A 20,748-nucleotide genomic window follows, 5' to 3' on the forward strand; every position below is an offset into this window, starting at 1 on the left:
CAGTTTCAGTTCGTATCTGTCCTCCCCCTTGTGGGGGTCCGAAGGACGGGCGAGACCCGTGGCTCGCCCCGGCAAGTCGCTGCGAAGCAGCGGGGTGGGGGTGCGGCGCCGACCCCCACCCGGACCTTCGGTCCGACCTCCCCACAAGGGGGAGGTGGGGGCTGCCAGCGCCGGCATCAATCGCCGACGCTCTGCATCTGGCGCTTTTCGTCATAGGCCTTGCGCGCCGCGATGACCTGCGGCCGCGCGGAGACTTCCGGCACCGCCACATCCCACCAATGACCGCCGGCATCGGTGGAGACCAGCGGGTCGGTGTCGATGACCAGCACCGTGGTGCGGTCGTTTGTCTTGGCCTTCTGCAGCGCGTTTTCCAGGCCGGCGATCGACGGCACCTTCTCGGCGATCGCGCCCATGCTCGCCGCATGCGCGGCGAAGTCGATGTCGGGCAGGATTTCGTGGCGCGAATCCTTCAGGAGATTGTTGAAATTGGCGCCGCCGGTCGCCATCTGCAGCCGATTGATGCAGCCATAGCCACGGTTGTCGAGCAGCACGATGATGAGCTTCAAACCCAGCATCACAGAGGTGGCGATCTCCGAATTCAGCATCAGATAGGAGCCGTCGCCGATCATGACGACCACCTCTTCGCCGGGCTTGGCCATCTTGGTGCCGAGTCCGCCGGCAATCTCGTAGCCCATGGTCGAGAAACCGTATTCGGCGTGGTAGGAACCCGGCGTGCCGGCCTGCCAAAGCTTGTGCAATTCGCCGGGCAGACCGCCGGCGGCATGCAGCAGCGTCACGCCGGAGCCCATGGCCCGCTGCACGCCGCCGATCACCTGCGCGTCGGACGGGAAGGCGGCGTTGGTCGACGCCGTCACCTTGGCCGCGTCGGCCTGCCAGGCCTTCTTGCCCTTGGCGGCATTGTCGGTCCAGCCGGCAGGCGCCTTCCAGCCTTTCAGCGCCGCGCCAAGTTCGGCGATACCCTCGGCCGCGTCCGCGACCAGCGGCAGGGCGCGGTGTTTGCCGGCGTCGAAAGGTTGGACGTTCAGCCCGATGATGGTCTTGCCGGAATTCTTGAACAGCGCCCATGAGCCGGTGGTGAAATCCTGCAGGCGCGTGCCGATGGCGAGCACGACATCGGCTTCTTCCGCCAGCCGGTTGGCGGCAGACGTGCCGGTCACGCCGACCGCCGCCATGTTGAGCGGATGATCGTCCGGCAGCGAGGATTTGCCGCCTTGCGTCTCGCAGACCGGGATGCCGGCGCCTTCGACGAATTTGGCCAGCGCATCGGAGGCCTGCGAATAGAGAACGCCGCCGCCGGCGATGACCAGCGGCTTCTTCGCACCCTTGAGTGCCGTCACAGCGGCGGCGAGTTCGTGGCGGTCCGGGCGCGGCCGGCGCTGGTGCCAGACCCGTTCGGCGAAGAAGCTCTCGGGATAATCATAGGCCTCGGCCTGCACATCCTGGCACAGCGACAGCGTCACCGGGCCGCAATCGGCCGGATCGGTCAGCACCTGCATGGCACGGCTCAGCGCCGGAATGATCTGCTCGGGCCGCGTGATGCGGTCGAAATAGCGCGACACCGGACGGAAGCAGTCATTGACCGTCGCCGTGCCGTCGGAAAAGTCCTCGGCCTGCTGCAGCACCGGATCGGGAATGCGGTTGGCGAAGACGTCGCCGGGCAAAAACAGGACAGGCAATCTGTTTACATGCGCAAGTGCCGCCGCCGTCACCATGTTGAGCGCGCCGGGACCGATCGACGAGGTCGCGGCCATGAAGCGGCGGCGGAAATTGGCCTTGGCATAGGCGATCGCCGCATGCGCCATCGCCTGTTCGTTGTGGGCGCGGAAGGTCGGCAGTTCGTCGCGCACCTGGTAGAGCGCCTCGCCCATGCCAGCGACGTTACCGTGGCCGAAGATCGCCCAGACACCGCCGAAGATCGGCATTTTCTTGCCGTCGATCTCGGTCATCTGGCGGGACAGGAAGCGGGTCAGCGCCTGCGCCATCGTCAGGCGGATTGTCTTGCTCATGATGGTTTCCTCCGCAGTCCTTGTGCCGCGCCTTCTTATGCCGCCTTGCGGCCGCGCGCGGCAAGCCACGCCTCGGTCAACTGTTCAAAGCGCGAGGCCATGTCGGCGACAGCCTCGTCATCCGACATCCTGCCGGCCAGCCACTCTTCGGCCGCGTGCACGAAGATCGTGCGGCCGACGGCAAAGCCCTTGACGATCGGCGCCTTGGCGGTGGCGGCGAAAGCCGCCTCCAGCTCGTCCTGCGGCGCTTCCAGGCCAAGCAGCACGATGCCACGGCACCAGGGATCATGCTTCAGGATGACCGCTTCGATCCTGGTCCAGGCACCGGCTGAAGCCTGCGGTTCGAGCTTCCACCAATCCGGCTTGATGCCGAGTGCATAAAGCTCTTCCAGCGCGCGCGGAATGGTCGTGTTGTCGAGCTTGCCGTGCTTGCCGGCGATGATCTCGACGAGCAGTTCCCGGCCAACTTTCCGCGCCGCCTCAAACAGCGCGCGCAATTTCTGCTGCTGTTCTTCCTTCAAGGCCGCCGGATCGTCGGGATGGTAGAAGCACAGGCACTTGATGCAATGGTCGACCGGCCATTCCACCAGTTGCGAGCCGATATCCTGCGAGAACTCGAAGCGCAGCGGCCGCGAGCCCGGCAGTTCCACCGGGCGCCCGAGCCAGGCGAAGGGATGCCTGGCGAATTCGAACATCGCCTCGCGGCCATGTTTCTCGTCGATCAGCATGCCATAGCCGTCACGGCCGGCGGCGACCTTCGCCGCCGCCTTGACCGCCAGCACCTTGAAGTCGCGGATGCGCGCCGGATCGGCGCCGGCCTTCGCCGCCACGTCCTCGAGCTGCACGCGGTGGTCGCAGGCGAGCGCCATCAGCGAGGGGATGTCGCGCCGCCGGGTCGTTGCCCAATGAATGTGGTTGATCGCCTCGTCCTTGCGCAGCGCCCTGTATTTGCTGCCGTTCTTGAGGAAGAACTGCAGCTCCTCGAAGGTCGGATATTCCGGTGCGCACAGCAGTCGCGACACGGCGAAGGCGCCGCAGGCATTGGCCCAGGTCGCCGCCGTCGCATGATCTTCGCCGCCCAGCCAGCCGCGCAGGAAGCCGGACATGAAGGCGTCGCCGGCGCCCAGCACATTGTAGATCTCGATCGGGAAACCCTTGCCGACGATACCGTCTTCGAGATCGTCGCTGATCGGTCCGTCATAGACGATGCAGCCCATGGCGCCGCGCTTGAGCACGATCGTCGCCGCCGACAGCGCGCGGATCGTCTTCAGCGCGCTCAGGCAATCGTCGGCACCCGAGGCGATCATGATCTCTTCCTCGGTGCCGACGATGAGATCGCAATCGGGCAGAACCGTCTTCAGCTGCGCCGAGACCCGGTCCGATTTGACATAGCGCTCGAAGCCTTCGGCATGGCCGGCGAGGCCCCACAGATTGGGCCGATAGTCGATGTCGAAGACAACCTTGCCGCCCTTGGCTTTCATGATGCGGATCGCCTTGCGCTGGGCGGCGTCGCTGTTGGGGCGGGAAAAATGCGTGCCGGTGACGACGATCGAACGCGCCGAGGCGATAAACGCCTCGTCAATGTCCTCCGGCGCAAGCGCCATGTCGGCGCAGTCTGAGCGGTAGAAGATCATCGGCGACACGCCTTCGCTCTCGACCGAAAGCAGCACCAGCGCGGTCAACCGCTCCTTGTCGGTCTTCAGCCCGTCGGTGTTGACGCCTTCGCGCCTCAGCTGTTCGCGGATGAAGCGGCCCATCTGCTCGTCGCCGACGCGCGTCAGCAGCGCCGAGCGCAGGCCGAGCCTTGCGGTCCCGACCGAAATGTTGGCCGGGCAACCACCGACCGACTTGGCGAAAGAGGTGATGTCCTCCAGCCGCGAGCCGATCTGCTGGCCGTAGAGGTCGACGGAAGCGCGACCGATGGTGATGACGTCGAGCGGCGCCTGTTTGGCGTCCACGGCTTCGCTCATTGGAACCTCCCTTCAGACTTGTTGTCAGGAACAACATTGTTTGGGTAACACGCGCGAGCGGCAGCGTGGTGCCGGGAATATGAAATAATAATTCCAATCCATAGTCAATATGGAATGAGCATTCCCGGATCTAAAATTGGCTTTTAGGTGCCCGATCAGGCTTTGCGCCTGCGGGCGGTATCGCGCCGCTTCTCGCCGACGCCAACGGTCAACGCCATGGCCAGGGCCATCGTCGCCGACAGCGAACGGAAGCCGGCGAAATCCGCCTCGGCAACCTCGAACCAGACCCTGGCGAACTGGGCGAGCGGCGAAAACGAACTGTCGGTGATGGCGACGATCGGCACGCCCTGTTCCGAAATGGTGCGTGCTTCCTCGATGGTGGCCGGCGCATAGGGCGAGAAGGAGATGGCGATGACGGCGTCCGCCGGCGTGGCGAAGGCGATCATCTCGGCGTTCAGGCCGGCGGCCGATTCGATCAGCTGGTTGCGGATCTTCAGCTTGCCCAGCGCATAGGCGATATAGGTCGCCACCGGATAGGAGCGCCGCTTGGCTAAGACATAAATGGTCTGCGCCTTTGCCAGCAGCGAAATCGCCTCTTCCAGATGCGCATCGTCCAGCGTGCGCGAAATGTCGTTGAGCGAGGTGCTGGCGGCGGCGACGAAGCCGTCGAAGATCGCGCGGTGACCGGCGCCGCCCTCGGCCTTGGCGCGCAGCGCCTGCAGCCGCTCGTCATAGGATGAGTTGCGCTCGCGCAGCCGCTCGCGGAACACCTGCTGCAGGCTGGTGAAGCCGTCGAAGCCGAGCTGCTGGGCAAAGCGGATCAGGGTGGAGGGCTGCACGCCGGCCGAGGCGGCGATGCTGGCGGCGGTACCGAAGGCGATGTCGTCGGGATTGTCGAGCGCGTAGGCGGCGATCTGGGCGATGCGCTTGGGCAGGCTTTCGCGCCGGTCCAGGATGGTGGCGCGCAGCGTCTCGAAGTCGCGAGGTACCCGTTCGTCCATCGTCGGCCCGTCCAAGCTCATCCGTGAAACGTCCTCTCTGCCCCATCATAGCGAGCCTGCGCAAGAACGCCATAAAAAATGAGGCAGACATTCCATTTGGAGAGAAAATGGACTAATTCATCCACGCAGTGCTTCAGCCAGCGGAGGAAACGGAAAATGGTCGGCGTCGGTCTTATCGGCACGGGTTTCATGGGCAAGTGCCACGCCATTGCGTGGAGTGCCGTCGGCGCCGTCTTTCCCGACGTGGCCAAGCCCAGGCTCGTCCATCTCGGCGAGGTCAATGAGGAGCTTGCCCGGCGCAAGGCCGGGGAGTTCGGCTTCGCCAAGGCCTCAGGCGACTGGCGCGCCGTCGTCAACGATCCGGAAGTCGATATCGTCTCGCTGACCACGCCCAACCAGTTCCATCCGGAAATGGCCATCGCCATCCTCCAGGCCGGCAAGCATCTGTGGTGCGAAAAGCCGATGGCGCCGAGCTTTGCCGAAGCCGAGGCGATGGCGGAAGCGGCCAGGAAATCCGGCAAGGTCGCTGCCCTTGGCTACAATTACATCCAGAGCCCGGCCATCCGTCACATCGGCGCGCTGCTCGACGAGAAGATCATCGGCGAGGTCAATCATCTGCGCATCGAGATGGACGAGGATTTCATGGCCGATCCCGAGGCGCTGTTCTTCTGGAAGCACGAAGCCGCCTCCGGCTACGGCGCGCTCGACGACTTCGCCGTGCATCCGCTGTCGCTGGTCTCGGTCCTGTTCGGTCGCGTCGCCAGCGTCATCTGCGATATGGCCAAGCCTTATGCCGACCGCAAGCTGGCGGCGGGCGGACGCCGCGCGGTCGAGACCTATGATATCGCCAGCGTCTTGATGCATCTCGAAAACGGCATTGCCGGCACGCTCCAGGTCAATCGCTCGGCCTGGGGCCGCAAGGGCCGCATCGCCATCCAGATCTTCGGCTCCAAGGGCTCGATCCTGTTCGATCAGGAGCGGATGAACGAATTGCAGCTCTATCTCACCGCTGATCGCCCGACCGAGCAGGGCTACCGCACCATCCTGGTGGCGCCGCACCACAAGCCCTACGACGCCTTCCTGCCGGCGCCCGGCCATGGCCTGGGCTTCAACGACCTCAAGATCATCGAATGCCACGAATTGCTGACGCGGCTCGCCGGCAGACGGGCGCGGCTCATCGAATTCGCCGAAGGTCTGGAGATAGAGCGCACCGTCCACGCCATGGCGCGCTCCTTTGAGGAGAAGCGCTGGATGGATGTGCGGTAATACCGCTCGTCTTAGCCGCCGACGGCCGGGGTCTCCCAGCCCTCGACCCAGATCTGGCGCAGGCGGTCGCCTTCGCCCTTGAAGTGCAGCCCGGTCGGCTGGCAACCCTCGATGCGGTCGCTGCGGAAATTGCGGATGGCCTGGCGCAGCTCGCACCAGGCCACCGTGTTCACCGCCTCCGCGTAATAGATCAGCGCGATCGGCCGGATGATGCGTTGCGTGGTCCGGCCTGCTTCGTCGCGGTAGGAGAGGTCGAGCTTCTCCTCGTCGCGGATGGCGCGGCGCACCAGCGCCAGGTCGATCGTGCCGGCCGAGGGTGCGGCAAAACCCCAGGCATGCAGCGCATTGGCGTCGAAGGTCTGGCGCAGCGGCGGCGGCACCGCGCCGGCGATCTTGCTGCTGACGCGCTTGGCCGCCTGCTTGAGTTCGTCGTCGCCGGTGCGCTCCAGCAGCGCCAGCGAGAGCACAATCGCCTCCATCTCCTCGATCGAAAACATCAGCGGCGGCAGGTCGAAACCGGGGCGCAAGATGTAGCCGATGCCGCGCCCGCCCTCGATCGGCACGCGCATCGCCTGAAGTGCGGCGATGTCGCGATAGATCGAACGTATCGTCACTTCCAGCCGCTCGGCGATCATGGCCGCCGTCACCGGCTGCCGCGCCAGCCGCAGGATCTGGATGATCTCGAACAGGCGTGACGCCTTGCGCATTTTCCTCACCCGGCTCCGACCGCAACTGACACACCATTGTCAGTTGGGTCGACCTATAGGACTGCCTATCGAATTGAAAATCAACAGGTTCCGCTACGGCTTGGTGGAACGAGGCGACAGGCAACTGACATGGGTTACGCTGAAAATCTCTGGCTTTTCTTTATCCTGCTGTTCGGCATCATCGCCGTTCCAGGCATGGATATGCTGTTCGTGCTGGCCAATGCGCTGACCGGCGGGCGCGACAGGGGCCTGGCCGCGACCGGCGGCATCATGGTCGGCGGCATGGTGCACACGCTGAACGGTGCCATCGGCGTCGGCCTTCTCATGCATTTCGTGCCGATCCTGTTCAAGCCGCTGCTGATCGTCGGCGCCGCCTACATGGCCTTCATCGGCATCACGCTGATGCGCAGCTCCATCACCGTCGGTCGCGATGGGCCTGTCGGCAGCCGCTCGGCATGGAAGGCGTTTCGCCAGGGGCTGGTGACCTGCCTGATCAATCCGAAGGCCTATCTGTTCGTGCTTGCCGTCTATCCGCAGTTCCTGAAGCCGGCCTACGGCCCGATCTGGGTGCAGGCGACTGTCATGGGCCTGATGACGGTCATCACCCAGGCCGCGATCTATGGCGGGCTCGCGATATCAGCCGGCCGCAGCCGCAAGCTTCTGATCGCCAATCCGCGGGCGACCATTCTTGCCGGCCGGGCGGCCGGGCTGCTGCTTTTTGCCGTCTCGGTGTTCACCGCCTGGGAAGGGCTGAGGGCGGCGTAATCTAGCGCCGCCCTTCCGATATCGTCAGCCGTGTCAGGCAGCACCCTGCCGGCTTTCCAGCATGGCGCGGCGTGCCGACCGGCGCCACTCGACGGCACCGGCAAGGCCATGCAGCACGGTCTCGGTGGTCGCCCAGTCGATGCAGCCATCGGTGATGCTCTGGCCATAGACGAGCGGCTTGCCGGGCACCACGTCCTGCCGGCCGGCGACGAGATTGCTCTCGATCATCAGGCCGATGATGCGCTCGTCGCCCGCCGCCACCTGGCCGGCCACATCGGCCGCCACCTTCGGCTGGTTCTCAGGCTTCTTGGCGGAGTTGGCGTGGCTGACATCGATCATCAGCCGCGGCGCGACACCGATGCGGGCGAGTTCGACCGAGGCCGCCTCGACGCTCGCCGCGTCGTAGTTGGGCTGAACGCCGCCGCGCAGGATGACATGGCAGTCCTCATTGCCGGTGGTGGTGGCGATGCCGCTGCGTCCGCCCTTGGTCACCGCCATGAAATGATGCGGCTGGGCGGCCGATTTCACCGCCTCGCCGGCGATCCTGAGATTGCCGTCGGTGCCGTTCTTGAAACCGACCGGGCAGGACAGGCCCGAGGCCAGCTCACGGTGGATTTGGCTTTCGGTGGTGCGCGCGCCGATGGCACCCCAGGCGACGAGGTCGGCAATGTATTGCGGCGTGGTCATGTCGAGGAATTCGGTGGCCGCCGGCAGGCCGAGATTGTTGACGGCGGAAAGCACGTTGCGTGCCATCCTGAGCCCCTTGTCGATGTTGAAGCTGCCGTCAAGGTCGGGATCGTTGATCAGGCCCTTCCAGCCGACCGTGGTGCGCGGCTTCTCGAAATACACCCGCATCACGATCTCAAGCCGGTCGGACAGGGTCTCGCGCAGCGCCGCCAGACGGCTGGCATAGTCAACGGCCGCGACCGGATCGTGGATCGAACAGGGACCGACGACGACAAGCAGCCGGTCGTCGGTGCCGTTCAGAATAGCGTGGATCGCATTGCGTGAGGCGCTCACGGTGCGCGTCGCCGTCAGCGTGCGCGGGATTTCCCGCATCACCTGGTCCGGCGTGCTCAGTTCTCGGATTTCCTTGACCCGGAGGTCGTCTGTGGTGGTCAACACGGCTTTCTGCTCCTGTTAGGAGACCTGCCGGCTGAAACAAAAAAGCCGCCAGGTCTGGCGGCTGTTCGGATCTTGTTGCTGCAATCTTCAGATCGAGCGCAATCCTCCCGCCGCCAGCGAGCTGCTAAAGTACCAATAGGTGGCGGACAGGTGGATCATGCGGCTCATATAGTCGAAGCGGAGGCGTTTGTCACGTCCCCTCGACGACGGTCAATTCCGAAGGCCGAAGTCCCCGATTTCGCCATCCCTGGGCGGAGCAGCCGCGAAGCGGCGTCGCGAAGACCCTGGGATCCATTCCGTGACCTTGGCCGTGGAGTGCGGCGGATCCTCGGGTCTGCGCTGCGTCGCTTCGCTTCTTGCCCCGCCCGTGGATGACGAAGTGAGGAGCATTTCCGCCAGACCGTCGGCCCTACTCCGGCGACGACCCCGCAACACTCTGGTCGTAGTCGACCAACGACCCGGTCATGACGCCCGATTGCGGGCTGACCATGTAGCTGATCAGCCGCGCGAGCTGGTCCGGTTTGACCAATTGGCCCATCGGTTGCGCGGCTTCGGCCTTCGCCAGCCAATCGTCCGGGGCGTCGTGCCATTTCTTTTGCACGATGTCCTCGCCCTCGGTATCCATCCAGCCGGGCAGCACGGCGTTGCAGCGGATGCGGTCGAAGCGATAGGCGTTGGCGACGTTCTTGGTCAGCGTCATCAGCGCGCCCTTGCTGGTCGAATAGGGCGTCAGGAACGACTGGCCACAATGTGCCGACATCGACAGCACGTTGACGATCGAGCCCGGCGCCTTGCGCTCCAGCAGATGGGCAACCAGTCCCTGCATCAGGAAGAAAGGTCCGCGCACATTGGTTGCGAATATCTGGTCGAAAAGCTCTTCCGAGGTTTCGACCAATGAGCCGCGTGCCGAGGTGGCGGCGGCGTTGACCAGCGCATTCAGCGTGCCGAAATGCGCGAGCGCGGTCGCCACCGCGCGCTTGCAATCCGCCACCTTCGAGACGTCGGCGCTGATGAAGATCGCGTCGACGCCGGCCTTTTTGAAGTGGGCGACGGCCTTGTCGCCCTTCTCCTGCGAACGGCCGATGAGCGCCAATGCCCGGCAGCCCTCGTCGGCCAGCGCCTCGGCGACGGCAAAGCCGATGCCTTGCGCGCCACCGGTGACGATGGCGCGTGTCTCATGATTGCGATCGGAAGATGCGCTCATCGTTTTGCTCCTGTGGCTTGGGCCTGGATTCCGGTTCTTACTTGTCGAGACGAACGGTCTTGCCTGTTGTCGCCGACTTCAGCGCCGCATCCGCCAGCTTCAGCGCCACGAGGCCGTCGGCGCCGCTCGGCGCCGCCTTCTTGCCGGACGTCGCGGCAGCGATGAACGAGGCGATCTCGATGGCATAGGCGTCGAGATAGCGGGTCATGAAGAAATCGTGCAGCGGCGGGCGCGTATAGCCCTTCTCGTTGGCCAGTTCGATCGACACCGGCCGCTGGTTCTCGGCCGCGATCATGCCTTTCGAGCCATGCACCTCGATGCGCTGATCATAGCCATAGGTGGCGCGGCGCGAATTGGAGATGACGGCCTGCTTGCCGGAAGCCGTCTCCAGGATGACGCTGACGCTATCGAAATCGCCGGCCTCGCCAATCTTCTTGTCGACCAGCACCGAAGCATGCGCGGAGACCGCCACCGGCTCTTCGCCGAGCAGGAAGCGCGCCATGTCGAAATCATGAATGGTCATGTCGCGGAAAATGCCGCCCGAGCGCTTGATGTAGTCGATCGGCGGCGCGCCGGGATCGCGCGAGGTGATGGTGACCATCTCGACCGTGCCGATGGCGCCGTCGTCGATCGCCTTGCGCACGGCGGCGAAATGCGGGTCGAAGCGGCGGTTGAAGCCGACCATCAGCGTCGCCTTGGCCTTCTCGACCACGGCCAGGCATTTCTCGACGCGCTTAACGTTCAGGTCGATCGGCTTCTCGCAGAAGATCGCCTTGCCGGCCTTGGCGAAACGCTCGATCAGATCGGCATGGGTGTCGGTCGGCGTGCAGATGACGACGGCGTCGATGTCCTTGGATTTTTCGATGGCGTCGATGGTGCGTACCTCGGCGCCATAGGCGCTCGCCAGCTCCTTTGCCGCCTTCTCGAAGGCATCGGCCACCGCCACCAGTTTTGCATCGGGGTTGGAGCCGACGGCGCGGGCGTGGACCTTGCCGATGCGGCCGGCACCGAGGAGGGCGAAACGAACAGTCATGGATATTTCCTTTGAGGGATGGGTTCGAGAGCGTTGTGTCCGCACCTTCCTGTCAGGGAAAGGTGGCTGGGGTATTTTCTAGGCGCGGCAGATCGTCCCGGAACCGGGCAATCGCCTAGCCTCAAGCCGCGAGTTCCGCCTCCCCGGTCTTGGCGCCGGTGATGTAAGAGACAATGTCCTGACCGTCGGTATTCTCCTTGCGCAGATTGGCGACGATGCGGCCGCGCCGGAACACCACGATGCGGTCGCACAGGTCGAACACCTGGCGCATATTGTGGCTGATCAGGATCAGCGGCTCGCCATTGTCCTTCAGCGTGCGGATGATGTTTTCGACCTGCGCCGTCTCCTGCACGCCGAGTGCGGCCGTCGGCTCGTCCATGATGATCAACTTGGAAGCGAAGGTCGCCGTCCGGGCGATCGCCACGCACTGCCGCTGGCCGCCCGACATGTGGCGGATGGTGTTGGAAAGATTGGGGATCTTCACCGCCGTGCGCACCAGTGCCGCCTCGGTCGCCTTGCGCATATATTTGCGGTCGAGGATCGAGAAGGGGCCCAGATTGAACAGCACCTTTTCGCGGCCGAGGAAAAGGTTCGACGGCACGTCGAGATCATCGGCCAGCGCCAGGTTCTGGAACACGGTCTCGATGCCCGCGGTGCGGGCCTCGATCGGCCCGGCAAAATTCACTTCCTTGCCGTCGAACCAGATCTGGCCGCTGGTGCGCTGCTCGACAGCGGTGATCTGGCGCACGAAGGTCGACTTGCCGGCGCCATTGTCGCCCATGATGGCGACATGCTCGCCCTTGCGCAGCTCGAAATTGGCGCCTTCCAGCGCATGCACGCCGCCATAGCGCTTGGTCAGGTTTTCGGTCTTCAGGACGATGTCTGACATGGTCAAGCCCTCAATGCCCGCAAGCGTTGGCGCCACTGGTCGAGAACGACCGCACCGACGATGATCACGCCCTTGACCATCTCCTGGTAGTAGGCGTCGAGGCGCAGGAAGGTGAAGCCGGAGATGATGACTCCGAAGATCAGCGAGCCGATCACCGTACCGACGATCGAGCCGCGGCCGCCCGACAGCGAGACGCCGCCGATGACCGCCATGGCGATGGCGTCGAGTTCATACATCACGCCCATGCCGGCCTGGGCGGTGAGGTTCTTGGAGCAGAGCACCACGGCGGCGAGCGAGGCGAGAATGCCAGCGATGACATAGACCAGGATCTTGTGGTTGGCGATCTTGATGCCGGACATGCGCGCGGCGTCCTCATTGGAGCCGATCGCGTAACAATGCTTGCCGTAGCGTGTGTAGCTCATGATGAGCTGGAACAGCACGGCCAGCGACAGGAAGATGATGACTGGCATCAGGCCTTTGCCGATCGCCGCGAAACTGTCGGTGGGAAACGAGATCGGCTGGCCCTTCGACCACCATTTGGCGATGCCGCGCGCGGTGACCATCATGCCAAGCGTGGCGATGAAGGGCGGAATGCGCGTGTAGGCGATCAAAGAGCCATTGACCAGGCCGGCGAGCAGCCCACAGCCGATCGCCACCAGCAGCGGCACGATGACGGGCAGGTCGGTCCAGCCTTGCGCCAGGAACATCGCCTTCGGGTTGGGATTGCCGTTGACGGTCGCCACCTGGGCGAAACTCATGGCGATCATGGCGGTGGCGCCGACGATCGAACCCGAAGACAGGTCGATGCCGCCGCAAATGATCACCTGCGTCACGCCGATGGCGATGATGCCGACGATCGACACCTGCAGGATGATGATCTGCAGGCGGGCCTCATTGAAGATCCCCGAGACGTCGCTGCGGGTGTTGAACAGGAAACTGTCGCCGAGAAAGATGCGGCCGATCGCTTCGAAGATGACGACGAGAATGACGAGCGCCAGGAAAACGTTGAATTCGGCGGGCCAGGCGCGCTTCTTCGCATCGTAGGTGAGCCCTCCGACGCCATGAGATGTCTGTGCCAATCTTCTATCCTCCGTCAGCCGCGGTCGCACCTCGAGCGCCGTCAGGCGCCGAGGGAAAGGGGAGCGGCGCTGTCTTTTGCGCGACAGCGCCGCTCCCTATGTCCGCGGCTCAGTTCTTCTTCAGGAACTTGTCGATGTTCGCCGGGGTCACAAGCTGGAACGGCACGTAAACCTTGTGCTCGACCTTCTCGCCCTTGGACAGTTTCAGCGCCGCATCCAGCGCGCCCGCGCCCTGGCCGGCCGCGTCCTGGAACACGGTTGCGTCGAGGTCGCCGGCCTGCATGGCGGCCAGCGCGTCCTGCGTGGCGTCGACGCCGCCGACGACAACCGACTTCATGTCGATGTTGGCGGCTTTCATCGCCTGGATGGCGCCGATGGCGCTTTCGTCATTGTTGGCGATGACACCGTCGAACTTCTTGCCGGTCGACAGCCAGTTGGTCATCAGGTTTTGCGCCTGGTCGCGATCCCAGTTCGACGTCTGCTTGTCGATGATCTTGATGAAGCTGCAGTCCGGCGTGGCGATCACCTCTTCAATGTCCTTGGTGCGCTGCACGGCGGCCTGGTTGGAAAGCTCGCCCATGATCACATAGACATTGGCTTCCTTCTTGCCGGCTTCCTTGAACAGACGGCAGACTTCCTTGGTCTCGAGCGTGCCGGAATCGGATTCGTTCGAGGCGACGAAGGCCTGGTTGTCGGGCAGCGAGTTCACATTGACCGGCTCGCGGTTGACATAGACCAGCGGGATCTTGGCGGCGGCCGCAGCGTCGGACATCGCCTGCGTGGCCGAGGTGTCGACCGGGTTGACGATGATGGCGTCGACGCCCGAAGCGGCGAAGTTCTTGATCTGGTCGAGCTGCTTGGCAACGTCGTTCTGTGCGTCTTCGACCTGCAGCTCGACGCCGCTCATGCCCTTGGCCTGGGCGATCATGCCGTTGCGCAGCACGGTGAGGAAGTTGTCATCGAACTTGGCCATCGATACGCCGATCTTGGCGGCAAAAGCCGATGAACTCATCAGCGCCGCGAAGGCGACGCCCAAAAGCAGTTTCTTCATTGTATCTCTCCTCCACTTTTGGTGTCCGGTTGCACCGATCTATCCGGAATCCCCGATCTCCCCGGGGAATCTCTCCCTGATATCGCTTCGCTCCGTGTGGCATTCCCTGTTTGAGCTGGAACGCCAAACCATCTGTTTGAAACAGATGTTCCGGAACGAAAGAACCAAAATACACAGCTAGTGAAATATTTATTCCATTCCAGCGGAACGTCAAGGGCGATTCCGCGGCGTGCCGCCGGATTTTCGGATCGTTCTGATGGATTCTATCATTTCCGCGGCTGCTCTCGCCCGAAAAGCTTAGATATTTTCCGGCAGATAGATGTCGAAGGGCAGGAAGGTCTGGCCAGGCGCGTTGGCCGCGCCGGTTTCGATGGCATGCACCATGCGATCGACCAGTTCGCGGCAGAGCGCGGCCAGCGGCGTCGAGATCACCATGGTGAGGATGTTATCGGCGAGTGCCGCCCGCGACTCGGCGTTGATCTCGTTGCAGACGACCACAGGCATATTTAGGGGCCTTGCCGCCCGCAGCGCCGAGACCGCGCCTTCCATGCCGCCGCCCGCGACGTAGCAGCCTGCAAGATCCGGATAGCGCGCCAGAAGATCGATCATCGCATCATGGGTTACCTGGTTTGCCTCCAGATTGACCAGCGTTTCCAGCACGTTGAAGTCGGGTGCATGCTCGCGAAAGAAAGAGCGGAAGCCGATCTCGCGCAACTCGTGGCCATGGAAGCGGTGGCTGCCGACGAAGAGGGCGACTTTGCCGGGCTGCCGCGCCGCCCTGGCGATCATCCAGGCCGCGGTACGACCGACCTTGCGGTTGTCGAGGCCGACATAGCCCTCGCGGATACCGGCGGCAAAGTCCGACAACAGCGAGAACACCGGTTGCCCTCTCGCCTTCAACGCCTCGACCGCCGCCGTCAGGGTTGGATGGTCCGGGCCGACAACGGCGATGGCCCTCGATTTTGCCGCCAGCTTGCGCATCTGGGCGGCGATCTCGTCGGGGACCAGGGAGCTGGCGAAGTCGATGGTTGCGGCGCCACGGAACCGCTGCGATTGCGACACCGCCAGTTCGAGCTCCGCTGCGAAATCGCCGTAGAAGACGTCATTGCCCCGCAAAAGCAGGAAGCCGAGCCGGTACTCCGGCAGTTCATGGCGCATCCGCTGCTTGATCAGGCCGGCTGCGTGATAGCCGATCTCGGTCGCGGTCTCATAGACGCGCCGTGCGGTCTCCTCGCGCACCGGCAGGCGATTGTTGAGCACCCGATCCACCGTGGCAACGCTGACGCCGGAGATGCGCGCCAGATCGGATATGGTCGGCCGTTTCGCCATGATCGCCCTCGGTTCCGTTTCCTGGCACGATACACCAGTCTGATAGGAAATGATAGAAACTATCTTTGTGATATTGAGTCTATCATAGACAAGCGGTACTTTCAGGCTGGAAGGCATATGGGTAACCGGCATTCGCTTGGGCGGGTGCCTGCCGAGGAGGCAATCATGACCACTGCGCCGTCCCGGCGGGACTACAGCCTGATCGGTCGCGACGCCAAGCTCGCCGTGGAAAACGGCCTGTCGGCGGCCGAGTGGTATCACACCGACGTGCCCCGCAAGCAGATGAAGGAGCTGATGCAGCGCTCCGACGGGCCGGCGATCCGCGACACCGCGATCTGGCTGGCCGCCCTCATCGCCAGCGGCGCCGGCGGCGCCTGGTTCTGGGGCAGCTGGTGGTGCGTGCCGTTCTTCTTCGCCTATGGCGTCCTCTACGGCTCATCGACGGATTCACGCTGGCATGAATGCGGCCACGGCACGGCGTTCCGCACGCAGTGGATGAACGATGCGGTCTATCAGATCGCCTGCTTCATGATCATGCGCAATCCGGTGACCTGGCGCTGGAGCCACACGCGCCATCACACCGACACCATCATCGTCGGCCGCGACCCGGAAATCTCGGTCATGCGGCCGCCGGACCTGGTGCGCGCGCTCCTCGGCTTCGTCGGTGTCCTCGACGCCTGGCATGCGATGTCGGACATGCTCCGCAACGCCGCCGGCAACATCAGCGCGGCCGAAAAGACCTTCATTCCCGAGCAGGAACAGGGCAAGGCGATCCGCATTGCCCGCATCTGGACCGCGATCTATGCCGCAACCATCGCGCTGGCGCTCTATTCCGGCTCGTTCCTGCCCTTGATGCTGGTCGGCCTGCCCAGGCTCTATGGCGCTTGGCATCACGTCATGGTCGGCCTGCTGCAGCATGGCGGCCTGGCCGACAATGTCATCGACCATCGGCTGAACAGCCGCACCGTCTACATGAACCCGATCAGCCGTTTCATCTACTGGAACATGAACTACCACGTCGAGCATCACATGTTCCCGATGGTGCCCTACCATGCGCTGCCCAGGCTGCATGCGCTGATCAAGCATGATCTGCCGGCGCCGACGCCGTCGATCCTGGCTGGCTACCGCGAGATGATCCCGGTCTTCCTGCGCCAGCTGCGCAACGAGGACTATTTCCTCAAGCGCGAACTGCCGCCGACCGCCAGGCCGTATCGCGAGGAATTCCACAGCGATGCCATCGCCGCCGCGGCGGAATGATCGCGGCGAATCCATTTTTCCAGGGAGTGCTGAAATGAGCGACTGGGTCGAGGCCTGTGCTACCGACGACATCGATGAAGAGGATGTGATGCGCTTCGATCATGGCGGGCGCACCTTCGCCATCTATCGCAGCCCCGACGACGAATATTTCGCCACGGACGGGCTCTGCACGCATGAGAAGGTGCATCTCGCCGACGGTCTGGTGATGGACGACATCATCGAATGCCCCAAGCACAATGGCCGCTTCAACTACAAGACCGGCGCGGCCAGGGGCGCCCCGGTCTGCGTCAACCTGAAAACCTATCCGGTCAAGGTCGACGCCGGCAAAGTTCTCGTTCAGGTCGGATGACGGAGATGGCGCGAGGAATGGTCATCATCGGCGCCGGCGAATGCGGCGGGCGGGCAGCTCTCACGCTGCGCGATCTCGGCTATGATGGGCCGGTGACGCTGGTCGGCGACGAGCCGCATCTGCCCTACGAACGGCCGCCTCTGTCCAAGGAGGCGATGGCCAGCGACGCGCCGGAAATCAAGGCGATCGCCAGCGACGCGGTGCTGGCCGAGAGGTCGATCCGGCATATCCATTCCGTCCAGGCCGCGGCGATCGATCGCGCGGCGCATTCGGTGCGCCTTTCGGACGGTTCGGTGCTGCCCTACGACAAACTCCTGCTGGCCACCGGCGCGACCCCGCGCAAACTGTCGATGCCTGGCCTTGGCGCGCGCTGCGTGTATCTCAGAACCTTCGCCGATGCGCTGGCCATTCGCGGCCATCTCCGTGCCGGCAGCCGCATTGCCGTCATCGGTGGCGGCTTCATCGGCCTCGAACTCGCTGCCGCTTCCCGCAGGCTCGGCGCTGCGGTCACGGTCATCGAGGCGCAGCCGCGCATCCTGATGCGCGGCGTGCCGGCCGAGATCGCCGAGATCGTCCATGATGCGCATATCGCCGAGGGCGTCGACATCGTGTGCGGTCAAGGTATTGCCTCCATCGCCGACGACGGTAGGCAAGTGCGCGTGACGCTCGCCGGCGGGCGCGAAGTATCAGCCGATCTCGCCATCATCGGCATCGGCGCGGTGCCGGTGACCGGGCTCGCGGCCGACGCCGGCTTGATGATCGACAATGGTATTGCGGTCGATGCCGAGCTGTGCAGCAGCGATCCCGACATCTTTGCCGCCGGCGATTGCTGTTCGTTCCCGCTTGCCGTCTATGGTGGCCGCCGTGTGCGGCTGGAGGCCTGGCGCAACGCGCAGGAACAAGGTGCGCTGGCAGCGAAAAACATGCTCGATGCCGGCGAGGCGCATGCGGCCGTGCCATGGTTCTGGTCGGATCAGTATGGCTTGTCACTGCAGATCGCAGGGCTTTCGGACGAAGGCAAAAACACCGTGCGCCGCGATCTCGACGATGGTGCCTTCATCCTCTTCCATCTCGCCGAAGATGGCACGCTGGTGGCGGCCAGCGGCATCGGCCCCGGCAATGCGGTCGCCCGCGACATCCGGCTAGCCGAAATGCTGATCGGCAAGCGCGCCAAGCCGGCGCCGGAAGCGCTGGGGTCGCAGGCGGTCAAGTTGAAATCGTTGCTGGCGGCGTGAAACGATCTAGAACAGTGCCTTCAGCTCCGGCAGCTTGTCGTTGACCAGCCAGCCGTAATAATTCTCCTCCGGCAATTTTTCCGGCTCGCCGGCGGCATGGCGCCTGTCGTTTTCCGCCTTCAGCGCATCGGCGCGCTGCTCCGGATTGCCGACATTGTAGAGCGTGGCGGTCAGCCCGGGATTGCCCGAAATGTCGAAGCCGGCAATGTTCTTGTAGGCATCGATCGATTTCCTGATCGTCGCGGCGACATAAGGCAGCGTCAGGTCGGGATCCATGATGGTCTTGTAGACCGAATTGGGGTCGCCGACATCGAGCTTCGGCAGGCCCGACACTTTGTGCACGAGATCGCTCATCTGCAATGCGGTCAGCGGGTTCAGCTGGCCGAGCCCAAAAGTCTGGCCGGCATAATAGGGCTGGAAGAAGGTGGCGCCGAAACGGTCGTCGGGAAAGTCCTCGCCGCCGACGTTCTTGCCGCGAAACGCATGGTTCCACACCTGCTCGCGGCATTCCCACAAATCATAGCTGTCCGACATTCCGGCGCATTTCTTGAATTCCGGCCGCTGCACGAAATCGGTGATGTCCTCGCCGTCATAGGCGAAGGACAGCTTGCTGGAGAGGTAGGAGATCGCCTTGACGTAATAGGTTTGCAGCCGGTCATAGGCGTCGACATTGTACGTGTGCTCGCCGACGATGGCGCCGACGATATGCATCGGATCGATGCCATAGGCGGCAGCGGCCTTCTTGATCTTGCCGCGCAGATCGGGGTCGTTCTGCAGCAAGGCATATACCTTGCGGTATTTCGCCTGGAAGGTGGTGTTGGTCGCCTGCGTGCGCCGGCTCGAGGCGCCGGGGATATCGGGCTGCTCGGCATTGCGGTTTCCCGGCGGCACGAGTGTCGCCGCCTCAGCCGCGAACAGCGTCGCCGCCAGCGTCAAGCCGAGAATGACTGGCCTGAGAATGATTGGGATGAGTTTTTTCATGCGTCCGCCGCCTGCAATCTTGCGGGCAAACTAGGGTAGTGCTCTGGGTCGAGTCGAGAGCGCCCCTTCACCCGGCAAGACGAAAGGTGGCCAGATGGTACCATCTGGCCACACATGATTGTTCTGCCGGGTTGCCTGAACCGGCGCCGAAATAGCCGGCGTCGTGCTTTAAAGGATGAATCGCGACAAATCTGTGTTTCGCGAGAGGTCGCCGACATGCTTTTCCACATAGGCGGCGTCGATGGTGACCGATGTGCCGTTGCGGTCGGGCGCGTCGTAGGAAATCTCGTCCAGCACCCGCTCCATCACGGTCTGCAGCCGCCGGGCGCCGATATTCTCGACGCTGTCATTGAGGTCGACGGCAATGCCGGCCAGCGAATCGATGGCGTCGTCGGTGAAGGTCAGGTCGACACCCTCGGTCTTCATCAGCGCGATATATTGCTTGATCAGGCTGGCTTCCGTCTCGGTCAGGATGCGGACGAAATCTTGCTTCTCCAAGGCCCGCAGTTCGACGCGAATCGGCAGGCGGCCCTGCAATTCCGGCAACAGATCGGACGGCTTCGACACGTGGAACGCGCCCGAGGCGATGAACAATATGTGGTCCGTCTTCACCGGTCCGTATTTGGTCGCCACCGTGGTGCCTTCGACCAGCGGCAGCAGGTCGCGCTGCACGCCTTCGCGCGAAGGGCCGCCGGAAATGTCGGATCTCGCGGCGATCTTGTCGATCTCGTCGAGGAAGACGATGCCGTCATTTTCCGTCGCGTCAAGCGCCCGGCGCACCACCTCGTCCTGGTCGAGCAGCTTGTCGGACTCGTCGCTGACCAGCAGATCGTAGGACTCCTTCACCGTCGTCTTGCGCGATTTGGTCTTCTTGCCGCCCATCGCCTTCGACAGCATGTCGTTGATGTTGAGCACGCCGATATTGGCGCCCGGCATGCCGGGAATCTCGAAGCCGGGCATGCCGCCATTGCCGGTGTCGGCCACTTCGATCTCGATTTCCTTGTCGTCGAGTTCGCCGTCGCGCAGCTTCTTGCGGAAAGAGTCGCGGGTCGCCGGGCTGGCAGTCTTGCCGACCAGCGCTTCCAGGACGCGTTCCTCGGCATTGATGTGGGCACGTGCCTTGACGTCCTCACGCATCTTTTCGCGCACCAGGCCGATGGCGATCTCGACGAGATCGCGGATGATCTGCTCGACGTCACGGCCGACATAGCCGACCTCGGTGAATTTGGTGGCCTCGACCTTGACGAAAGGCGCGCCTGCCAGCCGCGCCAGGCGGCGCGAGATTTCGGTCTTGCCGACGCCGGTTGGCCCGATCATCAGGATGTTCTTCGGCATCACCTCTTCGCGCATCTGGCCTTCCAGCTGCTGGCGGCGCCAGCGGTTGCGCAAGGCGATGGCCACGGCGCGCTTGGCGTCCTTCTGGCCGATGATGAAGCGGTCGAGTTCCGAAACGATTTCGCGGGGAGAAAAAGTCGTCATA

General features: G+C 63.7%; 18 protein-coding genes. 5 read left to right on the forward strand and 13 right to left on the reverse strand.

Features of this window, described 5'->3' with window-relative positions:
- Positions 1 to 176 precede the first annotated feature (176 nt).
- The 3 genes from iolD to MAFF_RS20450 all read right to left on the reverse strand — a co-directional run bounded on the left by iolD (position 177) and on the right by MAFF_RS20450 (position 4,998).
- Positions 177 to 2,027 (reverse strand): 3D-(3,5/4)-trihydroxycyclohexane-1,2-dione acylhydrolase (decyclizing), encoded by a 1,851-nt coding sequence (gene iolD, locus MAFF_RS20440; RefSeq protein ID WP_044551101.1) that lies wholly within the window; start codon positions 2,025 to 2,027, stop codon positions 177 to 179.
- A gap of 35 nt (positions 2,028 to 2,062) precedes the next feature.
- Positions 2,063 to 3,997, reverse strand: a complete 1,935-nt coding sequence (locus tag MAFF_RS20445) for a bifunctional 5-dehydro-2-deoxygluconokinase/5-dehydro-2-deoxyphosphogluconate aldolase (protein WP_010912855.1) — start codon at positions 3,995 to 3,997, stop codon at positions 2,063 to 2,065.
- Positions 3,998 to 4,152: 155 nt separating this feature from the next.
- Complete coding sequence (locus tag MAFF_RS20450; protein WP_010912856.1) at positions 4,153 to 4,998, reverse strand: MurR/RpiR family transcriptional regulator; 846 nt, start codon at positions 4,996 to 4,998, stop codon at positions 4,153 to 4,155.
- A 156-nt stretch (positions 4,999 to 5,154) separates the two neighbouring features.
- Between MAFF_RS20450 and MAFF_RS20455 the strand changes: the two genes are divergently transcribed.
- Positions 5,155 to 6,264: a Gfo/Idh/MocA family protein gene (locus MAFF_RS20455; RefSeq protein ID WP_010912857.1), complete on the forward strand. Its 1,110-nt coding sequence runs from the start codon at positions 5,155 to 5,157 to the stop codon at positions 6,262 to 6,264.
- A gap of 11 nt (positions 6,265 to 6,275) precedes the next feature.
- Here the strand turns inward: MAFF_RS20455 and MAFF_RS20460 are convergent, their stop codons facing one another.
- Positions 6,276 to 6,971 (reverse strand): helix-turn-helix transcriptional regulator, encoded by a 696-nt coding sequence (locus MAFF_RS20460; protein ID WP_044548695.1) that lies wholly within the window; start codon positions 6,969 to 6,971, stop codon positions 6,276 to 6,278.
- 129 nt (positions 6,972 to 7,100) lie between these two features.
- On the opposite strand from MAFF_RS20460, the gene MAFF_RS20465 reads away from it, so the two are divergent.
- The gene (locus MAFF_RS20465) at positions 7,101 to 7,736 is read left to right on the forward strand and encodes a LysE family translocator (protein WP_010912859.1); all 636 of its coding nucleotides are present in this window, start codon (positions 7,101 to 7,103) and stop codon (positions 7,734 to 7,736) included.
- Positions 7,737 to 7,769: 33 nt separating this feature from the next.
- Here MAFF_RS20465 and MAFF_RS20470 read toward each other — a convergent pair whose 3' ends face one another.
- The 7 genes from MAFF_RS20470 to MAFF_RS20500 all read right to left on the reverse strand — a co-directional run bounded on the left by MAFF_RS20470 (position 7,770) and on the right by MAFF_RS20500 (position 15,446).
- The gene (locus MAFF_RS20470; protein WP_010912860.1) at positions 7,770 to 8,861 is read right to left on the reverse strand and encodes a 3-deoxy-7-phosphoheptulonate synthase; all 1,092 of its coding nucleotides are present in this window, start codon (positions 8,859 to 8,861) and stop codon (positions 7,770 to 7,772) included.
- Positions 8,862 to 9,270: 409 nt separating this feature from the next.
- The gene (locus MAFF_RS20475; RefSeq protein WP_010912861.1) at positions 9,271 to 10,065 is read right to left on the reverse strand and encodes an SDR family oxidoreductase; all 795 of its coding nucleotides are present in this window, start codon (positions 10,063 to 10,065) and stop codon (positions 9,271 to 9,273) included.
- Positions 10,066 to 10,102: 37 nt separating this feature from the next.
- The gene (gene iolG / locus MAFF_RS20480; protein ID WP_010912862.1) at positions 10,103 to 11,098 is read right to left on the reverse strand and encodes an inositol 2-dehydrogenase; all 996 of its coding nucleotides are present in this window, start codon (positions 11,096 to 11,098) and stop codon (positions 10,103 to 10,105) included.
- Between the two features lie 121 nt (positions 11,099 to 11,219).
- Positions 11,220 to 11,987, reverse strand: coding sequence for an ATP-binding cassette domain-containing protein (locus MAFF_RS20485; protein WP_010912863.1), 768 nt, complete (start codon positions 11,985 to 11,987; stop codon positions 11,220 to 11,222).
- 2 nt (positions 11,988 to 11,989) lie between these two features.
- The gene (locus MAFF_RS20490; protein WP_010912864.1) at positions 11,990 to 13,066 is read right to left on the reverse strand and encodes an ABC transporter permease; all 1,077 of its coding nucleotides are present in this window, start codon (positions 13,064 to 13,066) and stop codon (positions 11,990 to 11,992) included.
- Between the two features lie 109 nt (positions 13,067 to 13,175).
- Positions 13,176 to 14,117 carry a sugar ABC transporter substrate-binding protein gene (locus tag MAFF_RS20495; protein WP_010912865.1) on the reverse strand — a complete coding sequence of 314 codons (942 nt, stop codon included), beginning with the start codon at positions 14,115 to 14,117 and terminating at the stop codon, positions 13,176 to 13,178.
- Between the two features lie 297 nt (positions 14,118 to 14,414).
- Entirely contained in the window at positions 14,415 to 15,446 is a 1,032-nt protein-coding gene (locus tag MAFF_RS20500; RefSeq protein WP_010912866.1) for a LacI family DNA-binding transcriptional regulator, read from the reverse strand.
- 165 nt (positions 15,447 to 15,611) lie between these two features.
- On the opposite strand from MAFF_RS20500, the gene MAFF_RS20505 reads away from it, so the two are divergent.
- Genes MAFF_RS20505 through MAFF_RS20515 form a run of 3 tightly spaced genes read left to right on the forward strand, consistent with a single transcriptional unit; the run spans position 15,612 to position 18,287 of the window.
- On the forward strand, positions 15,612 to 16,703 hold the full coding sequence (locus MAFF_RS20505) for a fatty acid desaturase family protein (RefSeq protein ID WP_010912867.1): 1,092 nt from the start codon (positions 15,612 to 15,614) through the stop codon (positions 16,701 to 16,703).
- Positions 16,704 to 16,737: 34 nt separating this feature from the next.
- Positions 16,738 to 17,052: a MocE family 2Fe-2S type ferredoxin gene (locus tag MAFF_RS20510; RefSeq protein ID WP_010912868.1), complete on the forward strand. Its 315-nt coding sequence runs from the start codon at positions 16,738 to 16,740 to the stop codon at positions 17,050 to 17,052.
- Positions 17,049 to 18,287, forward strand: a complete 1,239-nt coding sequence (locus MAFF_RS20515) for an NAD(P)/FAD-dependent oxidoreductase (protein WP_010912869.1) — start codon at positions 17,049 to 17,051, stop codon at positions 18,285 to 18,287. The genes MAFF_RS20510 and MAFF_RS20515 overlap by 4 nt, the downstream gene beginning before the upstream one ends.
- 6 nt (positions 18,288 to 18,293) lie before the next feature.
- On the opposite strand, the gene MAFF_RS20520 is transcribed toward MAFF_RS20515, so the two are convergent.
- The gene (locus tag MAFF_RS20520) at positions 18,294 to 19,268 is read right to left on the reverse strand and encodes a DUF1402 family protein (RefSeq protein WP_010912870.1); all 975 of its coding nucleotides are present in this window, start codon (positions 19,266 to 19,268) and stop codon (positions 18,294 to 18,296) included.
- 168 nt (positions 19,269 to 19,436) lie between these two features.
- Positions 19,437 to 20,747, reverse strand: a complete 1,311-nt coding sequence (gene hslU, locus MAFF_RS20525) for an ATP-dependent protease ATPase subunit HslU (protein WP_032932595.1) — start codon at positions 20,745 to 20,747, stop codon at positions 19,437 to 19,439.
- Between the last annotated feature and the right edge of the window lies 1 nt (position 20,748).

This window comes from Mesorhizobium japonicum MAFF 303099 (genome assembly GCF_000009625.1).
Taxonomy (GTDB): domain Bacteria; phylum Pseudomonadota; class Alphaproteobacteria; order Rhizobiales; family Rhizobiaceae; genus Mesorhizobium; species Mesorhizobium japonicum.

Excerpts from the sequence above, each read along its gene's own strand:
- iolD (WP_044551101.1), bottom strand. The coding sequence starts at position 2,027 with ATGAGCAAGACAATCCGCCTGACGATGGCGCAGGCGCTGACCCGCTTC.
- MAFF_RS20445 (WP_010912855.1), bottom strand. The coding sequence starts at position 3,997 with ATGAGCGAAGCCGTGGACGCCAAACAGGCGCCGCTCGACGTCATCACC.
- MAFF_RS20450 (WP_010912856.1), bottom strand. The coding sequence starts at position 4,998 with ATGGACGAACGGGTACCTCGCGACTTCGAGACGCTGCGCGCCACCATC.
- MAFF_RS20455 (WP_010912857.1), top strand. The coding sequence starts at position 5,155 with ATGGTCGGCGTCGGTCTTATCGGCACGGGTTTCATGGGCAAGTGCCAC.
- MAFF_RS20460 (WP_044548695.1), bottom strand. The coding sequence starts at position 6,971 with ATGCGCAAGGCGTCACGCCTGTTCGAGATCATCCAGATCCTGCGGCTG.
- MAFF_RS20465 (WP_010912859.1), top strand. The coding sequence starts at position 7,101 with ATGGGTTACGCTGAAAATCTCTGGCTTTTCTTTATCCTGCTGTTCGGC.
- MAFF_RS20475 (WP_010912861.1), bottom strand. The coding sequence starts at position 10,065 with ATGAGCGCATCTTCCGATCGCAATCATGAGACACGCGCCATCGTCACC.
- iolG (WP_010912862.1), bottom strand. The coding sequence starts at position 11,098 with ATGACTGTTCGTTTCGCCCTCCTCGGTGCCGGCCGCATCGGCAAGGTC.
- MAFF_RS20485 (WP_010912863.1), bottom strand. The coding sequence starts at position 11,987 with ATGTCAGACATCGTCCTGAAGACCGAAAACCTGACCAAGCGCTATGGC.
- MAFF_RS20495 (WP_010912865.1), bottom strand. The coding sequence starts at position 14,117 with ATGAAGAAACTGCTTTTGGGCGTCGCCTTCGCGGCGCTGATGAGTTCA.
- MAFF_RS20500 (WP_010912866.1), bottom strand. The coding sequence starts at position 15,446 with ATGGCGAAACGGCCGACCATATCCGATCTGGCGCGCATCTCCGGCGTC.
- MAFF_RS20505 (WP_010912867.1), top strand. The coding sequence starts at position 15,612 with ATGACCACTGCGCCGTCCCGGCGGGACTACAGCCTGATCGGTCGCGAC.
- MAFF_RS20510 (WP_010912868.1), top strand. The coding sequence starts at position 16,738 with ATGAGCGACTGGGTCGAGGCCTGTGCTACCGACGACATCGATGAAGAG.
- MAFF_RS20515 (WP_010912869.1), top strand. The coding sequence starts at position 17,049 with ATGACGGAGATGGCGCGAGGAATGGTCATCATCGGCGCCGGCGAATGC.
- MAFF_RS20520 (WP_010912870.1), bottom strand. The coding sequence starts at position 19,268 with ATGAAAAAACTCATCCCAATCATTCTCAGGCCAGTCATTCTCGGCTTG.
- hslU (WP_032932595.1), bottom strand. The coding sequence starts at position 20,747 with ATGACGACTTTTTCTCCCCGCGAAATCGTTTCGGAACTCGACCGCTTC.